Source organism: Agrobacterium sp. 10MFCol1.1, from assembly GCF_000381165.1.
GTDB classification, from domain to species: domain Bacteria; phylum Pseudomonadota; class Alphaproteobacteria; order Rhizobiales; family Rhizobiaceae; genus Agrobacterium; species Agrobacterium tumefaciens.
On the sequence record NZ_KB906072.1, the window covers coordinates 21,227 to 39,382 of the forward strand.

13 protein-coding genes are annotated in these 18,156 nt (G+C 59.0%); 7 read left to right on the top strand and 6 right to left on the bottom strand.

Annotated elements, in window-relative coordinates:
* Nucleotides 1–19: 19 nt before the first annotated feature.
* The 3 genes from F617_RS0100125 to F617_RS0100135 form a co-directional block, all read right to left on the bottom strand.
* Nucleotides 20–643: a HEPN domain-containing protein gene (locus F617_RS0100125; RefSeq protein WP_019564054.1), complete on the bottom strand. Its 624-nt coding sequence runs from the start codon at nucleotides 641–643 to the stop codon at nucleotides 20–22.
* Nucleotides 640–1,833: a DUF262 domain-containing protein gene (locus F617_RS0100130; RefSeq protein ID WP_019564055.1), complete on the bottom strand. Its 1,194-nt coding sequence runs from the start codon at nucleotides 1,831–1,833 to the stop codon at nucleotides 640–642. Before F617_RS0100130 ends, F617_RS0100125 begins: the two co-directional genes overlap by 4 nt.
* Before the next feature lie 205 nt (nucleotides 1,834–2,038).
* Nucleotides 2,039–2,959: a cation diffusion facilitator family transporter gene (locus tag F617_RS0100135; protein WP_019564056.1), complete on the bottom strand. Its 921-nt coding sequence runs from the start codon at nucleotides 2,957–2,959 to the stop codon at nucleotides 2,039–2,041.
* 143 nt (nucleotides 2,960–3,102) lie between these two features.
* Between F617_RS0100135 and F617_RS0100140 the strand changes: the two genes are divergently transcribed.
* Entirely contained in the window at nucleotides 3,103–3,891 is a 789-nt protein-coding gene (locus tag F617_RS0100140; protein WP_019564057.1) for an SDR family oxidoreductase, read from the top strand.
* Between the two features lie 22 nt (nucleotides 3,892–3,913).
* Here the strand turns inward: F617_RS0100140 and F617_RS0100145 are convergent, their stop codons facing one another.
* A complete protein-coding gene (locus F617_RS0100145) occupies nucleotides 3,914–4,891 on the bottom strand; it encodes a sensor domain-containing diguanylate cyclase (RefSeq protein ID WP_019564058.1) in 978 nt (325 codons plus the stop codon).
* Between the two features lie 299 nt (nucleotides 4,892–5,190).
* Here F617_RS0100145 and F617_RS0100150 point away from each other — a divergent pair, with 299 nt between their 5' ends.
* The 3 genes from F617_RS0100150 (at nucleotide 5,191) to F617_RS0100160 (ending at nucleotide 7,777) form a co-directional block, all read left to right on the top strand.
* On the top strand, nucleotides 5,191–6,489 hold the full coding sequence (locus F617_RS0100150) for an Hsp70 family protein (protein WP_026330597.1): 1,299 nt from the start codon (nucleotides 5,191–5,193) through the stop codon (nucleotides 6,487–6,489).
* 43 nt (nucleotides 6,490–6,532) lie between these two features.
* Complete coding sequence (locus F617_RS0100155) at nucleotides 6,533–7,432, top strand: uracil-DNA glycosylase (RefSeq protein ID WP_003512166.1); 900 nt, start codon at nucleotides 6,533–6,535, stop codon at nucleotides 7,430–7,432.
* A gap of 153 nt (nucleotides 7,433–7,585) precedes the next feature.
* Nucleotides 7,586–7,777 carry a hypothetical protein gene (locus F617_RS0100160; protein WP_003497027.1) on the top strand — a complete coding sequence of 64 codons (192 nt, stop codon included), beginning with the start codon at nucleotides 7,586–7,588 and terminating at the stop codon, nucleotides 7,775–7,777.
* Between the two features lie 161 nt (nucleotides 7,778–7,938).
* Here F617_RS0100160 and F617_RS0100165 read toward each other — a convergent pair whose 3' ends face one another.
* The gene (locus tag F617_RS0100165) at nucleotides 7,939–8,877 is read right to left on the bottom strand and encodes a DMT family transporter (protein WP_003512165.1); all 939 of its coding nucleotides are present in this window, start codon (nucleotides 8,875–8,877) and stop codon (nucleotides 7,939–7,941) included.
* A 493-nt stretch (nucleotides 8,878–9,370) separates the two neighbouring features.
* On the opposite strand from F617_RS0100165, the gene pepN reads away from it, so the two are divergent.
* From pepN to F617_RS0100185, 3 genes are all read left to right on the top strand, one after another.
* Entirely contained in the window at nucleotides 9,371–12,019 is a 2,649-nt protein-coding gene (gene pepN / locus F617_RS0100175; RefSeq protein WP_019564061.1) for an aminopeptidase N, read from the top strand.
* Between the two features lie 143 nt (nucleotides 12,020–12,162).
* Complete coding sequence (locus tag F617_RS0100180) at nucleotides 12,163–12,483, top strand: carboxymuconolactone decarboxylase family protein (RefSeq protein ID WP_003512161.1); 321 nt, start codon at nucleotides 12,163–12,165, stop codon at nucleotides 12,481–12,483.
* 238 nt (nucleotides 12,484–12,721) lie between these two features.
* The gene (locus tag F617_RS0100185) at nucleotides 12,722–15,058 is read left to right on the top strand and encodes a PAS domain-containing sensor histidine kinase (protein ID WP_019564062.1); all 2,337 of its coding nucleotides are present in this window, start codon (nucleotides 12,722–12,724) and stop codon (nucleotides 15,056–15,058) included.
* A 62-nt stretch (nucleotides 15,059–15,120) separates the two neighbouring features.
* Here the strand turns inward: F617_RS0100185 and F617_RS0100190 are convergent, their stop codons facing one another.
* The gene (locus tag F617_RS0100190) at nucleotides 15,121–18,090 is read right to left on the bottom strand and encodes a bifunctional [glutamine synthetase] adenylyltransferase/[glutamine synthetase]-adenylyl-L-tyrosine phosphorylase (RefSeq protein WP_019564063.1); all 2,970 of its coding nucleotides are present in this window, start codon (nucleotides 18,088–18,090) and stop codon (nucleotides 15,121–15,123) included.
* Between the last annotated feature and the right edge of the window lie 66 nt (nucleotides 18,091–18,156).

Consider the following 18,156-nt stretch of genomic DNA (forward strand, 5'->3'; position numbering starts at 1 on the left):
GCGCAGAGAGCATAAGTCTCTACCTCAGTCGCACCTTCAAGGCATCGCAAACTGCTTGATCATAAGCAATTATTCCTGATGCAATTGACTCCAAATCCGTCTGGACTGCGGTCAATGTGTCCGTTCGCTGTACTTTGAACTTGTGAGCGACATCACCTCTCTTCGCGCCGAATGAATGCATGGCATTCATGAGAACAATGTCCACCGACGCAGGATCAACGCCGACAGGAACAAATACCCTGCCCTGGTCTTTATCGATGATGCCATTATTGGACGTGATTACCGCACGGTATCTAGAAAATGCCTCCTTAGAAAACTCCTCAATATTAGAAACCAATTCCGTTGACAGCTTAGACTTACTTTTCACCGACACCTCATCGACGAGTTTTGACGAAATCAGCGCCACCAATGTCTTAGTTATGATACCCTCGCTGGCGAATGTTGTTCTTGCACTTAGCGCTGCAGCCAACCCCAAATCTTCAATATACTGCTCCAGCGCAGCATGGCACAACAATATATACGATTGCAACTTAAGGTGCTGCAGCTCTGTTTCGCAGCCGAGCTTATTGATCCCGCCCGTTATTTTCCGAGCTGCTCGCAGGGACTTCTTTAAGTTAGAATAATACTGTGTCGGTGACTTCATTTTATATCCGGCACCGCTATAGAAATCCCAGTGGTGTCAAGCACCGCCTGATACCAAGCTGCAAATCTATTTCTGGTTGATTCGGGCGACTTGGTCGTTGTTTCTACAGCCTTGATAAAAGCCGGCGTAGAGGTAGATATCAGTTCATAAGCAGCTTTCAGTTGGCCCGGATTGTCGGCAACCCAATTTCGCAAAGCAGCGTTAGACAAAGACCCGACTAGGACATCGAATACCGCACGATTAAACCTAGTTTCGTAAACCCCGCCTGCATACTTCCGGCAGAAGTGGCGTTCGCCGAATTCCGTGAATCCTGCAACAATCGCGTCATTCATCCCTTGAAGCAAGCGCTCTGCTTCGAGAGCGGCGTTATCGTTGTCTGCAAATTCGACATTCTTAATTTTACAGAATTCATCAAGAAAGGCCTTGAGGTCCCCAGAGTACTGAACCTGCTGGTCGCTGAAGGACAAGTATCTTATCGCCAGCTCAACATCTGACATTCGCGCGTCGGGCTGGCGCTTATGCAAGAGATGATGAAGTGGCCCAATATTTTCCGTCCAAGCTATGATGAATTTTAGGAAGTCTCCTGGGAGTAAAGACATCCTCAACTCCATTGGAGACAACTTGACGCTTCCAGAGTTCAACCTGTAAAATATTTCATATAGAACAGACTCATTCTCCCAACCTCTTAACACGGTAGTGCGTAGAGGTTCGTTTCTAAGACGGTCGCCCCAATCATCGAGAGACTCTAGATCACTCCAACTCTTTCCGTTCAAAACGGTTAGGATACGCAATCCCCTTAGCTTAAATGTACGACCATCAGCAAACTGACCGTCAATAAACTCCTTGATGGTCGTCAATCGCTGCTTACCGTCGAGCACAAGGAAAGAGTTCTTCTGGCCGGCCTTAGAGGCTAGCAAAATTTGCGGAATTGGAATTCCTAGCAGGAGCGACTCGATGAACTGCGATTTCGATTTGCCCTGCCAAACATTTCGCCGTTGGTACGCCGGGTCTAGTTGAAGCTGCTTGCCTATCAACTCGTAGATGGTACTGACGGTCCAATCACTCGGAGCAATTAGAAGCCTTTCAAAATCCTGCGGAGAGACCTTGATATCGTCTTCGTTTTCTAGAGCATCATCAATTTCAAACTGGTCGCGGTCCTCCCAGTCTATGTTTACGCTGTTCGCTGGCACTGTTTGTCCCCATATAAATCAGTTCGCAATTCAAACCACTCGGTAAAACGCTATAGATTCTGAATGGCAGGATCAAGCGCGAGCGGCGATGACTATTTTCACTATTGGTGCACAACAATGAATGTAATGGAAGCTTCGCCGGCCGATTAAAGATCACGTAGATCAAAGTCCAAGCTGGGCCAACGCCGCCTACCTGCACCCCCGTTCAAACCGCCCATTCCTCATCCGTCGTAAACACAATCGTCAGCCATCGATCCGTCCCCTCGCCGCCGAGTGCATCGCCGATCTCGTCGCGGATCGCGTCCCATTCTTCGAGACGCCGGGGTGGCCAGTTTTTCGGGACGATGAAGAAGAGTTCGATCTGGCGGCCTCGCCCCACGCGGGCGACATAGGAATAGTGCGAGGCGAAGCCGAATTTTTCGACGGCTTCGGCCGCTACCCTGTCCACATGCTGCTTGAATTCAAACGGCGTCACCAAAAGGATGTCGGCGAGCGCCTGCTTCACATTGCCGAGCGGCATGGGAATAATGATGAGGCAGACCAGCGCCAGAACGGCGGGGTCGATATAGGGCGCGATCCACTGATGCGCCGTTCCCGTCAGCCCGTAGCCGATGGCGAAGGCGAGGAACAGGGCCGCGCTCAGGAGCGCGCTCATCAGCCAGCTTTTGGCGTCCAGCGCCACGAAGGCCGATTTCAGTCTGCGGTTCTGGCGTTTGACGAACCATGCCATGACGAGCGAAACGGCAAAGCTGACGAAGGTGACGATGATGGCGTAATCGAACTCGATCGATCTGCCGCCGTCCATCAGGCTGTCGATGGCGTTGATCAGGGCATAGATCGCAGCGCCCATCAAAAGCGTGCCGTTGAGGCCGAGGACCATCGGCTCCAGATGCCAGAAGCCCATGGTGAAACGCTCTGCCAGCCGGCTACCGGGCCGTGGGGCGGCGGAAGCCGCGATCAGCCGCGCCACCAGCAGCGCCAGCACCGTCATAAAGGCATCCGTCAGGGCATAAACGCCATCGAACACCACCGCGAAAGAGCCGGAAAACAGGCCTGCGCCAATGCCGAACGCGGCCAGAAGAACCGTGATGGCAATTGAGAATTTCAGCAGAGATTGTTCGGTCATGACGCGTATTTAACCTTCAAAAGCGGGCGCCGCCTTCCTATAAACAGCACAGATGGAGCGGGATAGCGAAAACTGTGGACGGTTTTCGCCTGTAGTTACGCTTCGATTCTTTGATCCGCTGCAAACAAGACAGGACAAAACCCATGGATTTCGGCATTTCCGGCAAACGCGCCCTCGTTCTCGCCTCCTCTCGCGGCCTTGGGCTGGGCATCGCCACGGCGCTGGCAAACGAAGGCGTGAATGTTCTTCTCGTTGGCAGAAGCAGCGAAAAGCTGGACGCGAACTGCAAGACGATCAATGCACTCGGCAAGGGCAAGGCCGACTGGGTGCGGGGCGATCTTGGCGATGACAATTTCGTCGAGGCCATGGTTCAGGCCGTGAACGACAAGCTCGGCGGCATTGACATTCTCGTCAACAACACCGGTGGCCCGACGCCGGGTCTTGCGCAGGAGATCACGACCGAGAAGCTGGAGAGCTTCTTCCAGTCGATGGTGCTGCGCGTCATCACGCTCACCAATGAGCTGCTGCCGCAGATGAAGGAACAGGGCTTTGGCCGCATCCTGACCGTTGCCTCCTCCGGCGTGTTCGAACCCATCCCCAATCTGGCGCTCTCCAACACGCTGCGTGGGGCGCTGGTGGGCTGGAGCAAGACATTGTCGAGCGAAGTGGCCGGTTTCGGCATCACCTCCAACCTTCTTCTGCCCGGCCGCATCCATACCGACCGCATCGACGAGCTGGATGGCGCCAATGCCAAGCGCCTGGGTAAAAGCATGGAGGAAATCCGCGAGGCTTCGGTCAAGAGCATTCCGGCAGGCAGGCTTGGCACGGTGGAAGAATTCGCCGCCGCCGGGGCTTTCCTCTGCTCGGTTCCGGCAAGCTACATCACCGGCACAATGCTGCGGGTGGATGGCGGCGCGGCGAAATCGAACTGACGCCGGTGCGACGCCGGAGCGGTCAAGAGGCCGCTCCGTAGACTACGAAGCGGTTTCTGCCGGTATTCTTGGCTTCGTAGAGTGCCGTGTCGGCGCGGCGCAGCACATCGCTCGCGCTCTCGCCGGGATCGGCAAAGGCAATGCCGGCCGAACAGCTGTAACGGAAATCCGGCACATCGCTCAGCGGCGATGCCTTGGTCAACGTCGCCAGCAGCTTCTGCATGGTGCTTTCCGCGCTCAGCATTCGCGACCCGCTGAGAACGAGCAAAAACTCCTCACCGCCGATCCGCCCCACCAGATCGTCCCGGCCGATCGCGGCGGAAAGCCGGGTGGCGAAATCCTTGAGGACGAGATCGCCGCAGGCATGCCCGAAACGGTCGTTCACCGCCTTGAAATGGTCGATATCCATGATGATCACCGCAAGCGCCTGCGCCTTGTTGGGGCCAAGCATCTGGTTGAGGATATCCATGGCATAGCGGCGGTTGCCGAGGCCCGTGAGTTCGTCGCTCAGCGCCGATTTCAGCGCCCTGTCGCGCTCCTGCCGCAGATCGCGCAACTGGATGCCAAGCTCGGAAACATCGGTCACGACACACAACATCCAGCCGCCCGGCAGCGTCGTTTCCGTCGTCAGCATCCAGCGTCCATCATTCAGGCTGGTTTCGATGGTGCGGTAAGGCAACTTGCCGCGCCTTGTCCGCGCCGAGCGCAACCACAGTTCGAAATCGGTGGTTTCGACCGCCGTTCCTGTCGAGCTGCGATACCCGCCGCGCATCAGCTCCATCCAGCTCGGAAAACCGTCCGGAGCCATGCCCAGCGCCTCGCGGAAGGCCGCATTGGCAAAGCGCAACTCATCGCTGCCATCGAAAAGGGCATAACCCTGCTGCGATGACGCCATGAGGTTCATAAGCTGGGAATGGAAAATTTCCACGTCGCCGCGAATGAGGACCTCCGGCCCGGGCGGCACATCTTGGAGGGCGGAACATGCCTGCTTGCGGGACATCTGGACTTCCGGGTTACAACGCGACAGCTACAATTAAGAAAGCTCCCTGAGGATATAGCCTTTATCTATACTTTGCGATTGCGAAAAAATATTTAATTTGCATCGCAAAACTGTATTTATAACGGAAAATTACTTTATTCTAATGTTTTAATAAACTGAGAACTGGCGCTTGCCATTCTGCCGGGCCTGTGCAATCAACCGCCCTCCTCTGACATCGGGATGCCAAATGCGTCCCTTATTCTCACGCCGGGCCGCCTTTGGGCCGGGCGAGCATTTCTATCGGCGACAAGGATATGGCGATGACGCAAAAGCGGGCACTGGGCCTCGATTTCGGCACGACCAACACGGTCATGGCTCTTTCCGACGGCGGCGGCGAAAGCCGCTCCATGCAGTTTACCAGCAGCGCGGGCACGGATGACAGTATGCGCACCGCGCTCTCCTTCATGAAGGATTCGGGCCTTGGTGCGGCTGCCCTGCACGTGGAAGCGGGCCACGCTGCCATCAGGCAATTCATCGACAATGCGGGCGATTGCCGCTTCCTGCAGTCGATCAAGACATTTGCGGCCTCGCCGCTCTTTCAGGGCACGTTGATCTTCGCCAAGCGCCAGAGCTTCGAGGATTTGATGGACGTGTTCCTGCGCAAGCTGAAAACCTATGCGGGCGCAGAGTGGCCAAGCGACGTCTCGACCGTCATCGCCGGTCGCCCCGTGCGTTTCGCCGGCAGCAATCCGGATGAGACGCTGGCGCTCTCCCGGTACAACGAAGCGCTGACGCGTGCCGGTTTTCCGGAAATCCACTATGTCTACGAGCCGGTGGCGGCCGCCTATTATTTCGCCCAGAGCCTGAAGAAGGACGCCAATGTGCTGGTGGCGGATTTCGGCGGTGGCACCACCGACTATTCGCTGATCCGCTTCGAGAGCCATGCCGGCAAGCTCTCCGCCACCCCCATCGGCCATTCCGGCGTCGGTGTCGCCGGTGACCATTTCGACTTCCGCATGATCGACAATCTGGTTTCGCCGGAAATCGGCAAGGGCAGCAAGTTCAAGAGCTTTGACAAGGTGCTGGACGTGCCTTCCGGCTACTACGTGAATTTCGGTCGCTGGAACCAGCTGTCGATCTTCAAGACCTCGAAGGAATTCACCGATCTGAAATCGCTGGTGCGCTCGGCGCTGGAGCCGGAGAAGCTCGAACTCTTCATCGATCTCGTGGAGCATGACGAGGGTTATCCGCTTTATCAGTCGATTTCCGCCACCAAGATGGCGCTGTCCTCGGCCGAAGAAGCGGAATTCAACTTCGCGCCGCTCGGCAAAGCCGGCCGCAAAATGGTCAAGCGCAGCGACTTCAACAACTGGATCGCCGACGACCTCGCCAAGATCGAGGGCGCGCTGGACGAGGTTCTGGAGAAGACGCAAGTCGCGCCTGAGGCAATCGACAAGGTGTTCCTCACCGGCGGCACCTCCTTCGTGCCGGCGGTGCGCGAGCTTTTCACCCGTCGTTTCGACGCGGACCGGATCGAAACCGGCGGCGAGTTGCTCTCGATTGCCCATGGTTTGGCCATGATCGGCGAAAGCGGTGACATTCAGCGCTGGACAGCGTGATTTACGGGTTCCCCGGGCGGGGAACATGGGATAATTTCACCCCATGATCGCCGCTCACGACCTCTCCCCGGCCGAACTCGCCGCGCTTCTGCATTTCCATGCGGATGCGGGCGTGGACTGGTTGCTGGAAGACGGACCTGTTGACCGTTTCGCCGAATTTGCCGCCTCCCGCCCTGCCCGACCGGCAGCGCGTCAGGAAAGTTCTGCGCCCGCACACCAGATGGACAGCGGCACGGAGCGTCGTGCCGATGCTCCGCAGCGGCAGACGGCAGGTCGCAGCGCGCCGACGAGAGGCGCGCCGCCTGCTCCGGCACTTCAGCAGAATGTTGCCATGCCGGACGAACAGGCCGTGGCTGCTGCCCGTTTTGCGGCTGAAAGCGCAAGGTCGCTTTCCGAACTGAAAATCGCGCTTGAGGGTTTCAGCGGCTGCAACCTCAAGAACAGCGCCCGCAACACGGTATTCACCGAAGGCGACCCTGCTTGCGCCGTCATGGTCATCGGCCCGATGCCGGATGCGGATGACGACCGCGAGGGCCAGCTTTTTGCCGGCAAGACCGGGCTGCTGCTCGACCGTATGCTGGCCGCTATCGGCCTTGACCGCGCACGCATCATGCTCGGCAATGTCGTGCCCTGGCGTCCACCGGGCAACCGCCCGCCGACTCAGGCCGAAATGGATATCTGCCGCCCCTTCATCGAGCGCCAGATCGCACTTGCGGAGCCGAAACACCTGTTGCTTCTTGGCAACTTGACCGCACGTTTCTTTTTCGGCGGCACCGGAACGATCCATACGCTGCGCGGACAGTGGCGTGATGTCGCAGCCGGGCACCTGGTTTTACCGGCGCTGGCGAGCCTGCATCCGCAGGAACTTCTAAACGCACCTGCCAGCAAGTCATTGGCATGGCAGGATTTATTGGCGTTTCAGGCAAAAATCTCCGAAGGCTGATTGCCTGATTCTTACTCAGAGTAAACGAAGTATGAAAAAAGCCATGCGTATTACGCATAACAGCGGCGCGCTGACCCGGCTTGCCGAATCCATGCTGCACTGCGATAAGCCAGCCTGTGTCTTGGGAGGAATTCGGTTTAAGGAACCAAGGCAATGACCACTCGCTTCCGTCCGGTACATTCCGGCTTTGAAACGCTCCGACTGGCGGGCCTCGGCCCTCGCTCCAGTCAGGGTTACCATCGTTTCGGCGCTGCCGCTAACGAACAGATGACCGCACGTGCTGCCATGCAGCAGGTTCGCGTCACACGTCCTGCAGCTGTCTTTGCGGATTTCCGCGAGCGCTGAGAGCACTCAGGCCGGTGTAAAACCGGTCCATGTCTTTGATTGCGCGCTGGCGTCTTTCTTCGGGAAGGCGCCTTTTGCATTTGCGGGACTAGGCGCCGAAACGACAACGGCTCTGGCGCCGACGATGCCGCATGTTTGCGACCTCCGCCAAATTTGGTGCGTTACCCCTGCGGCGTGGAGGCCTTGCGTGCCGCGCGTCTCGCCAGGCCCAGCTGGTGCTCGCGGAAAATGATGAAGATGCCGGCGAAAATCACGATTGCCGTGCCGATCAGCATGGTGAGCGTTGGAATGTCTCCGAACAGGATATAGGAGACCGCTATCCCGAAAACGATGGAGCTGTATTCGAAGGGCGCGATAGTGGAGACCTCCGCGTGGCGATAGCTCTCCGTCAGGAAGATCTGTGCGACGCCGCCACAAATGCCGCTGGTGATCAACAGCACGGCCTGCTTGGTATCCAGAGCGCTCCAGCCGAAGGGCACGCTGACGAGCGAAAGCAAGGTGGCCGTGAGCGAGAAATAGAGAACGATGGTCGGCGTCTTTTCCGTTTCCACCAGTTGCCGCACCTGGATCATTGCGAGACCGCCAAGCGCTGCCCCGCAGAGCACGGCAATCGCGCCCAGCCCCTCGCCCGCGGCAAAACCGCCTTCACGCAACAGGGTCATCTTCGGCCACAGGATAACCAGCACGCCCATCATGCCAACGAAAACCGCGCTCCAGCGGTAGATGCGCACCTTCTCGCGCAGGATGAAGGCGGCGAACACGACGGCCAGCAGCGGTGAGGCATAACCGATGGCGATGAATTCCGGCAACGGCAGCAGCGTCAGCCCGTAAAACCCGCAGGCCATGGAGAGAATGCCGAGAAACCCGCGCTTGAAATGGCCGATGAGATTGTTGGTGTGCAGCGCGCTCGTCAGCGCATGCAGCCAGGCAAGATAAACGACGATGGGGATGATGGCGAAAGCGGAGCGGAAGAAAGTGATCTGACCGGCCGGCACATCGGGACCGGAGGCCTTGATACAAGTCTGCATCACCAGAAAAAAGCCAACCGAAATCAGCTTCAGGCTTATCCCCCGAAAGGGATTTGTCGGTTCGGCGTTCATCGGCAGTTACTCATATCGGCTGCGCAAACACGCCATCGGGAGATTGTTCATGCGGGGGAGGACGACGCGGGGGAATTGGATTTGCCCAAGGCTAGAGCATTCCCGAAGCGCTTTACAACAAAAAATGTTATTTACCCATGAATTCCGTTGATCTGGTGAGGCGCAGGATTGCTTTCCCCGGCTTGTGGCCTCCTCACCCCCATTGTTCAGGCCTTCAGCCCTGATGGCGACGTGAGAATCAGGCCAAAAGCGACACGCGCTAAAATTTGAAGAAAATAAAATACAATTTCAGCAATCGTTCAACATTTGCTGGCATGGTCCGCAGGTCCGGCAGCGGCAGGATCGTCTGCAGGGCCGGCAAAGCCTTCCATGGCAGGACAGAACGTCCTCACGATGCGCACATGATTGTGACGAATACTCTACCTATTTTACATCCGGGCCTTATGACGACATGATGCCCGGAGGACAACGACAAAGTTATTCAGGAACAGTCATGCGAACAGACACGGGCCAGATCGTTCACCTGGCAGATTACCGCCCCACCGATTTCGTTCTGGAGCGGGTGGATCTCACCTTCGAACTCGACCCCAAGAATACCAAGGTCGAAGCCCGTCTGATCTTTCATCGCCGAGAGGGCGTCGATGTGTCAGCGCCGCTCGTTCTCGATGGCGACGAGTTGACGCTTTCGGGCCTGCTGCTTGATCAGGTGGACATTCCCGCAAGCCAATATGACGCGACGCCCGATAGCCTGACGATCCGCGATCTGCCTGCGGCGACGCCCTTCGAGATCTGTGTCACCAATTACATCAACCCGCAGGTCAATACGCAGCTGATGGGGCTTTACCGCACCAACGGCGTTTATTGCACCCAGTGCGAGGCTGAAGGTTTCCGCCGCATCACCTATTTCCCAGACCGGCCCGATGTTCTGGCACCTTATACGGTGACGATCATCGCCGCGAAGGAGGGCAATCCGCTGCTGTTGTCGAACGGCAACTTCCTCGGCGGCGGCAATTACGATGAAGGCCGCCACTTTGCAGCCTGGTTCGATCCGCACCCGAAACCCAGCTATCTCTTTGCGCTTGTCGCCGGCGATCTCGGCGTGGTGGAAGACACGTTCACCACCCTTTCCGGCCGCGAAGTGGCGCTGAAGATCTATGTCGAGCATGGCAAGGAGCCGCGCGCGGCCTATGCCATGGATGCGCTGAAGCGCTCGATGAAGTGGGATGAGGAACGCTTCGGCCGTGAATACGACCTCGATATTTTCATGATCGTCGCCGTGTCCGATTTCAACATGGGCGCGATGGAGAACAAGGGTCTCAACGTCTTCAACGACAAATTCGTGCTGGCCGACCCGGAAACTGCGTCCGATGCGGACTACGCCAATATCGAGCGCATCATCGCGCATGAATATTTCCACAACTGGACCGGCAACCGCATTACCTGCCGCGACTGGTTTCAGCTGTGCCTGAAAGAAGGCCTGACGGTCTATCGTGACCAGGAATTTTCCGCCGACATGCGCTCGCGCCCGGTCAAGCGCATCGCCGATGTGCGTCACCTGAAATCGGAGCAGTTTCCAGAGGATTCCGGTCCGCTGGCCCATCCACCACGCCCCGATACCTATCGCGAAATCAACAACTTCTACACGACGACCGTTTATGAAAAGGGCGCCGAAGTCACCCGCATGATCGCCACGATCCTTGGGGAAGACGACTTCAAGAAAGGCATGGACCTTTATTTCGAACGTCATGACGGCGAAGCGGCGACTGTTGAGGATTTCGTCAAGAGTTTTGCCGATGCCAGCGGCCGCGACCTGTCGCAGTTTTCGCTGTGGTACACCGAGGCCGGCACGCCGCTCGTCTCCGTTTCCTCCGCCTACGATGCCGCCAAGGCGACCTTCAGGCTGACGCTGGAACAGACCGTCGCACCAACGCCCGGCCAACCGGTGAAGCAACCGCGTCATATTCCGCTTTCGCTGGCGCTGATTCTCGACAATGGCCAGATCGCCGAGCCGCAGGCTGTCACGGGCGGAGAATACCGCGACGGCGTGCTGCATCTGACCGAACGCAACCAGACATTCTCCTTCTCCGGCATTTCATCGCGCCCAGTGCTGTCGCTCAACCGCAGCTTCTCGGCGCCGATCAACCTGCATTTCGAACAGAGTGCTGCCGATCTGGTGCAGGTCGCCCGGCACGAGACGGATATGTTTGCCCGTTTCCAGGCGCTTACCGATCTCGCTTTGCCGGCGCTGATTGCCGCCACCAGGGCCGTGCAGAACGGCAAAGAAGTACGCTCGGACGCCGACCTTATCGCAACGTTGATCGAAATCGTCGGCGACGCTTCGCTTGAACCCGCTTTCCGGGCACAGGCGCTGGCGCTGCCGAGCGAAACGGACATCGCTCGCGAACTGGGCGGCAATACCGACCCGGACGCCATCCACAAGGCCCGCAACGCGACGATCAAGGCCATTGCCACTGCCGGTATCGAGACGCTCCGCGGGCTCGCCGACAGCGACGGCAATGGTGAAGCCTACAGCCCCGATGCTGACAGCGCTGGACGGCGTTCGCTTCGCAACGGCGCGTTGAGCTTCCTTGCTTTTGCCGAGGGAACGCCTGACAGGGCGGCAAAGGCCTATGCCAGCGCCACCAACATGACCGATCTTGCGCATGCGCTTGGTGTGCTGACCCAACGTTTCCCCGACAGCGCGGAGACAAAGGAGGCGCTTGCCGCCTTCGAAGCCCGCTTTGCCGACAATGCGCTGGTTCTCGACAAATGGTTCTCGCTGCAGGCCGCCATTCCCGGCGACGGCGCGCTGGAACGTATCAAGGCGCTGATGACGTCGAAACACTTCATCGCCTCCAATCCCAACCGGGTGCGGTCGCTGGTGGGCACGCTCGCCTTCTCCAACCCGACCGGTTTCCACCGCGCCGATGGTGCCGCCTATCGGTTCCTCGCCGAGCAGATCATAGCCATCGACAAGCGTAACCCGCAGCTTGCCGCGCGCATTCTCACCTCCATGCGCTCCTGGCGATCGCTGGAAGCAAGCCGCGCCGAACACGCCAAGGCAGCACTTTCGACGATCGCCGAAGCAAAAGGTCTTTCGACGGATGTCAGCGATATCGTCGGGCGTATTCTGAAAGGATAATACCCGGCGAACATTCGCCAACTCCCCTATTCCGGACAATGCCTGTGCGCCGTCTTGATTTCCGTCAAGGCGGCGCAACGCATTGCGCGACACAATCGTCAGCGACAGGCCGGAACGCGGCCGCAAGCGGAAAGGGACTTCAAATGACGGATATTTCCAACACCAGCAATTCGTTCCAGCGTTTCATCACCGAAGCCCCGGCCCATCAGGCTGTATGGCTTCAGGCCGTTCAGGGGCTGGGTGCGGCGTCCACGCTGGATGCCAAGACGCAATGCCTGGTCTATATCGGCATTCTCGCCGCACTGCGGCTGGAAGGCGGCGTGGCATTTCATGTGCTGGAAGCCAAAGCGCATGGCGCAAGCCGTGACGACATCATCAGCGCGGTGCTGACCGGGCTTCCCGCCGCCGGAAACGGCGTTCTCGGCGCACTTGGACCTGCTCTTGAGGCTTTCGACAAGGCTTGAGAACCACCGGACGTAACACACCGGAACGTCCCAGACCGACTATCGGGGTGTCGGTTTTTCCAATGCCTGGCGCCGCTGTGAAGACCGTAACGCGCTGTCCCGAAAAAATACGGAGTCGGTTCAAGGGGTTAAAATTCTTTTAACTTTTGCCTCTGGACACGGCGAATCGCATTTGATTCACTATGCATATTCGAGCGGCGGCGCTTCGAATCAGTGGGGATATCTTGAAGGCGGGACAATGACGAACGTGCGGCGGGCGACTGCGGGCGATGAGCGGCCGTATGCCAAATTTTCTGATCTTGCGGCCTGGGGCGAAAGGCTTTCCAGCGACCTGATGGGTTTGATGAACGGCTCCGACCGCCCGATGCCGCAGGTCGAGACCCTGCTGAAGCGCCTCATTCCCATTCTCATTCTTGCATTTCTCGTCGTCATCGCGGCGTCACGCATGCTGGGCATCGTTGCCGAATATAGCCGCATGGAAGAGGCAGCCCGCCACTCTACCGCACTGACAGCGCTGACGGCCAAAGCAGCCCTTATCAACAACGGTATTGTCTTTGCCTCGCAAGAGCGCACCCGCGCAGAGGCGAGCCTTGCCGCAGCGCTGCCTTCGGGCAGCCTTGCTGATGGCACCATGGTGCTTCTGTCGGGCAGCAACGGCCGGATTTTCGCCGGCGCCGGCAAGGGCGCCACGCTTTACATCGGCACCTCCCTGCCGGCTTTGCTTCCCGAAATCGCCATTGTTCAGCGTTTTCCCGGCGCGCCCGGCACCATCGAAACCAATATCGACAACCAGCCGCATTATGCGACGATGATCCCCTTCGGCGACGATGGCGGCATGGTCATCGCGGCGCGCTCGCTTGAGCCGATCCGTTCTTTCTGGCGCAGCGAAATCGCCATGAACGTGACGCTGTTTGCCGGAATCTCCTCGATCCTTCTCGTCGTGCTCTACGCCTATTACATGCAGGTCAAACGCGCCCGCGATGCCGACGACATCTTCGCCGAATCGAACCTGCGGGTGGAGACGGCGCTGTCACGTGGCCGCTGCGGCCTGTGGGACTTCGATCTTTCCACGCGGCGCATGTTCTGGTCGGGCTCGCTCTACGAAATCCTCGGCAGACCGCCGAAGGCCGCACCGCTGTCCTTTTCGGATGCGGCGCGCATGATGCATTCCGAAGATGGAAACCTCTACGAGCTTGCTCGTGCTGTCGGCTGCGGTGATCTGCGCCAGATCGACCAGATCTTCCGCATGCGCCACGCGAAAGGCCACTATGTCTGGCTGCGTGCCCGTGCCCAGGTCATCCGCACCAATAACGGCCCGCGCGTCATCGGCATCGCCATGGACGTGACCGAGCAGCACCGCCTTGCGCAACGTTATGCCGAGGCAGACCAGCGCCTTGCAGACGCCATCGAATCCACCTCGGAAGCCTTCGTGCTGTGGGACAAGAATGACCGTCTCGTCATGTGCAACACCCATTACCAGAAGGCTTACGGCCTGCCGGACAGCGTTCTGGTAGCGGGCACCGAAAAGAGCGCCGTGCAGGCGGCTGCGGCACGCCCGGTTGTGGAGCGGCGCGTTGCGGACCCCGATCAGTCTGGCCTTTCGCGCATGACGGAAGTGCAGCTTGCCGATGATCGCTGGCTACAGATCAATGAACGCCGCACCCGTGACGGCGGCCTCGTCTCCGTCGGCACCGACATTACGCTTCTGAAGCGCCATCAGGAGCGCCTGCGTGACTCCGAACGCCGGCTGATGGCCACCATCGGCGATCTTTCCGCCTCGCAGCATAAGCTGGAGCGGCAGAAGACGGAGCTTTCAGACGCCAACGCCAATTATCTCGCCGAAAAAGAGCGCGCCCAGGCGGCAAACCTCGCAAAGTCCGAATTCCTCGCCAATATGAGCCATGAACTGCGCACGCCGCTCAACGCCATTCTCGGCTTTTCCGACATCCTGCAAAACGAGATGTTCGGGCCGGTTGGCTCGCCGAAATATTCCGAATATGCCCGGGATATCCACGACAGCGGCAAGCACCTCCTAAATGTCATCAACGACATTCTGGATATGTCCAAGATCGAAGCGGGCCATATGCGGATCAACCGCGAGACAATCGATCTCGCGCCGCTTATCGAGGAAACCCTGCGGCTGACCGCCATCCAGGCGGAACAGAAGAACATCACCGTGCAGCAGAAGGTCTGCGCCGGGCTGACGATGCAGGGCGACCGCCGCGCCATGAAGCAGATCATGCTCAACCTTCTGTCCAATGCCGTGAAGTTCACCGGTAATGGCGGCCGCGTAGCGCTGCGCACCCATGTGCATCAGGCCGCCATGATCCTCACCATCGCCGATACCGGCATCGGCATTCCCGCCGAGGCGCTCGACAAGATTGGCCAGCCCTTCGAGCAGGTGCAGAGCCAATACGCCAAAAGCCAGGGCGGCTCGGGCCTCGGGCTCGCCATCTCGCGCTCGCTCGTCAGGCTGCATGGCGGCACGATGAAAATCCGCTCCTGCGAAGGCAGGGGCACGGTGGTAACGATTATCATCCCGCATGCGGCAGGGTGCTGTGGCACGGTGCATTGAGGAATATCGGGCTGTGCCCCTTGCGTTGCAGTAAGTGACGGCAGAACGCGCGATACCCACCATCACCCGCCATTTTTCACCGTTGCCACAAACGCCTTCCTGACAACCTTCGCCAGCCGCTTCACCTCGCCCTCCAGCGTGGAAATATCCGGGCAATCCCCGGCCCGGCAAACCAGATCGATAAGACCGGCAGGCGCTTCCTTCGGATTGAAAGCACCGTCGATGCACAGCCGCACGATCTGCGATATCTCGGTGTAAAGCGCCGTCGCCGCCATGCAGTCGTCGAAGAATTGCTGCTCCATCACCGGGGCGGCCAGCACCTGCAATGCCTCTGCCGTGTTGCGACCCGGTTCGTGCGGCTGGAGACCCCTGGCGGGACCGACCAAAGCCAGATATTGGGCGATGAATTCGAGGTCGATCAGCCCACCATTGATGAGCTTGAAATCCCAGATGTTTTCCGGCGGCTTTTCCTGTTCAATGAGACTTCGCATTTCCAGCACATCGGCTGAGACTTTCGCCACATCGCGCTTCTGGGACAGTACCGAGGCGATGATGCCGCGCGCATCTTCCATCAGCGAGGCTTCGCCACAGATCAGGCGAGCGCGGGAAAGCGCCATATGTTCCCAGGTCCAGGCTTCCTCGCGCTGGTATTTCTCAAAGGCGGAAATGCGCGTCGCCACCGGTCCCTTGTTGCCGGAGGGGCGAAGCCGCATGTCCACCTCGTAAAGCACGCCTTCGGCCGTGGGCGCCGATAGTGCGGCAATCAGCCTTTGGGTGACGCGAGTGAAGTAACGCACCACATCGAGCGGTTTTGCGCCGGTCGATTCATGGGCGGCATCGTCGTAATCGTAGAGGAGAATGAGGTCGACATCCGAACCCGCGGTCAGCTCGAAGGAGCCGAGCTTGCCCATGCCCATCACGGCCACGCGCCCGCCCGGATATGGCCCATGTGCCGTCTCCATCTCCGAGAGAACGGCGTTCAGGGCCGCTTCAATTACCAGATCGGCAAGATGGGTAAAGGCGCGGGCGGCGATCTCGCCACGGATCGCGCCTGTCAACAGCCGCACGCCGATGAGAAAGCGCTGCTCGGCGGCGAAAATACGGAGCCGGTCGAGAATATCCTCGTAGTGGCGGGCATTAGAGAGGAAATTGCCCATGCGCTGGGCAAGATATTCGCGCGTCGGCACGTCGCTCATCAGCGCCGGGTCCAGCATGCCGTCAAAAACATGCGGCCGGGCGGCGATGATTTCGGCAAGGCGCGGGGCCGACGACATGATCGTCACCAGCAGCGACAGCAGCGCCTGATTGTTGCCGAGCAGCGAGAAGAGCTGGATGCCCGCCGGTAGCCCGGAGAGGAAATTATCAAAGCGCAGCAGCGCCTCATCCGCCCGCTTGCTTTCGCCAAAGGCGCGCAGCAGATCCGGCGTCAGCTCCGTCAGCCGCTCGCGTGCCTCGACGGATTGAGTCGCCCGGTACCGGCCATTGTGCCAGGTGCGGATGACGCGGGAAATATCCTCCGGCCGCTGAAAACCAAGTGCTGAGAGGGTTTTCAGCGTATCTGGATCGTCCTTCTGCCCAGTGAAGACCAGATTGCCTGCCTCACCGGAGAGTTTGGTCTCCTGTTCGAACAGCGCCGAATAACGGCGCTCCACCAGCCGCAGCACCTTTTCCAGCTTCTCGGAAAACGCCTTGGTATCTTCAAAACCGAGCATGAAGGCAATGCGCTTCAGTTCGGTTTCGGTGTCGGGCAGCACGTGGGTCTGCTCGTCGCGCACCATCTGAATGCGGTGTTCCACTTCGCGCAGGAACCAGTAGGCTTCAGTCAGGCTGTCGCGCGTTTCGGCATCGATCCATTTCGCTTCGGTGAGCGCCGCCAGCGCCTCCTGCGTCGCGCGGACCCTGAGCGCCGGCATACGGCCGCCGGCGATCAGCTGCTGCGTCTGCGCGAAGAACTCGATCTCGCGGATGCCGCCGCGTCCGAGCTTGACGTTATGGCCCTTAACCGCAATCGCGCCATGGCCCTTATGCGCATGAATCTGCCGCTTGATGGAGTGAATATCGGCAATCGCCGCGTAATCGAGATATTTGCGGAAGATGAAAGGTGTCAGTTCGCGCAGGAAATTGTCGCCGGCCTTCAGATCGCCCGCCACCGGCCGCGCCTTGATATAGGCGGCGCGTTCCCAGTTCTGGCCCCTGCCCTCGTAATAAAGCAGCGCCGCTTCCACGGGAATGGCGAGCGGTGTCGAGCCGGGGTCTGGCCGGAGCCTCAAATCGGTGCGGAAGACGTAACCGTCTGCCGTGCGTTCCTGCATGATACGCACGAGGCGGCGCATCATGCGGCCGAAATTCTCTGTCGCAGCATAGGGATCATCGATAATGCCAGCAGAGGGTTCAAAGAACACCACTGCGTCGATGTCCGAGGAATAGTTCAGTTCGCGCGCGCCGAGCTTGCCCATGCCAAGCACGATCAGGCCGGAACCTTCGCTTGGCGCGGCCACGTTCTTTAGTTTGAGCTTGCCGGTCTCATGGCCGACAAGCAGCAGGTGGTCGATGGCGGCCGACAGCGAAGCATCCGCCATGTCGCTCAGCCAGCGCGTGGTATCGCGGGCGGTGAAGATGCGCGCCAGATCGGCAAGCGCTGCGACGAAGGAAAGCCGACGCTTGGCGATCCTCAAGCGCGACATCACCTCGTTTTCGACGGGCACGCCGCCCTCTTGCCCCGGCTTCCAGCAATCGCGCGCTTCACGGACGAGAGCGGCCAGCAGTGGCTCCAGTGGCTTTGAAATCGCGAGCGTCAGCAGCCCCTCATCCGCCGCCGCCATGTCGCGCAGATAGGGCGACAGCGTGAAAGCCGCAGCGATGAAGTCCTTCAGCGGGCTTTCGGCGGCAAGAAGCGCGGCCACAGCTGGCTCGCCCTTGGCGATATCCTTCAGCGTGGAGAGAACGGATTTCAGTTCCGTCTGCGTATAGGGGCGGATAACTCCCGGCAGAACCTCGCTCAGCCGCCTTTCAGCGGTTTCCCGTTTCGTCACTGTCTCTCTCCCTCTCCCAAGCGACCCATCCTTGCGCTTCGACCGTGCCTGATTCTCAGGAAGGAT

Excerpts from the sequence above, each read along its gene's own strand:
- F617_RS0100125 (WP_019564054.1), bottom strand. The coding sequence starts at position 643 with ATGAAGTCACCGACACAGTATTATTCTAACTTAAAGAAGTCCCTGCGA.
- F617_RS0100135 (WP_019564056.1), bottom strand. The coding sequence starts at position 2,959 with ATGACCGAACAATCTCTGCTGAAATTCTCAATTGCCATCACGGTTCTT.
- F617_RS0100140 (WP_019564057.1), top strand. The coding sequence starts at position 3,103 with ATGGATTTCGGCATTTCCGGCAAACGCGCCCTCGTTCTCGCCTCCTCT.
- F617_RS0100145 (WP_019564058.1), bottom strand. The coding sequence starts at position 4,891 with ATGTCCCGCAAGCAGGCATGTTCCGCCCTCCAAGATGTGCCGCCCGGG.
- F617_RS0100150 (WP_026330597.1), top strand. The coding sequence starts at position 5,191 with ATGACGCAAAAGCGGGCACTGGGCCTCGATTTCGGCACGACCAACACG.
- F617_RS0100155 (WP_003512166.1), top strand. The coding sequence starts at position 6,533 with ATGATCGCCGCTCACGACCTCTCCCCGGCCGAACTCGCCGCGCTTCTG.
- F617_RS0100160 (WP_003497027.1), top strand. The coding sequence starts at position 7,586 with ATGACCACTCGCTTCCGTCCGGTACATTCCGGCTTTGAAACGCTCCGA.
- F617_RS0100165 (WP_003512165.1), bottom strand. The coding sequence starts at position 8,877 with ATGAACGCCGAACCGACAAATCCCTTTCGGGGGATAAGCCTGAAGCTG.
- pepN (WP_019564061.1), top strand. The coding sequence starts at position 9,371 with ATGCGAACAGACACGGGCCAGATCGTTCACCTGGCAGATTACCGCCCC.
- F617_RS0100180 (WP_003512161.1), top strand. The coding sequence starts at position 12,163 with ATGACGGATATTTCCAACACCAGCAATTCGTTCCAGCGTTTCATCACC.
- F617_RS0100185 (WP_019564062.1), top strand. The coding sequence starts at position 12,722 with ATGACGAACGTGCGGCGGGCGACTGCGGGCGATGAGCGGCCGTATGCC.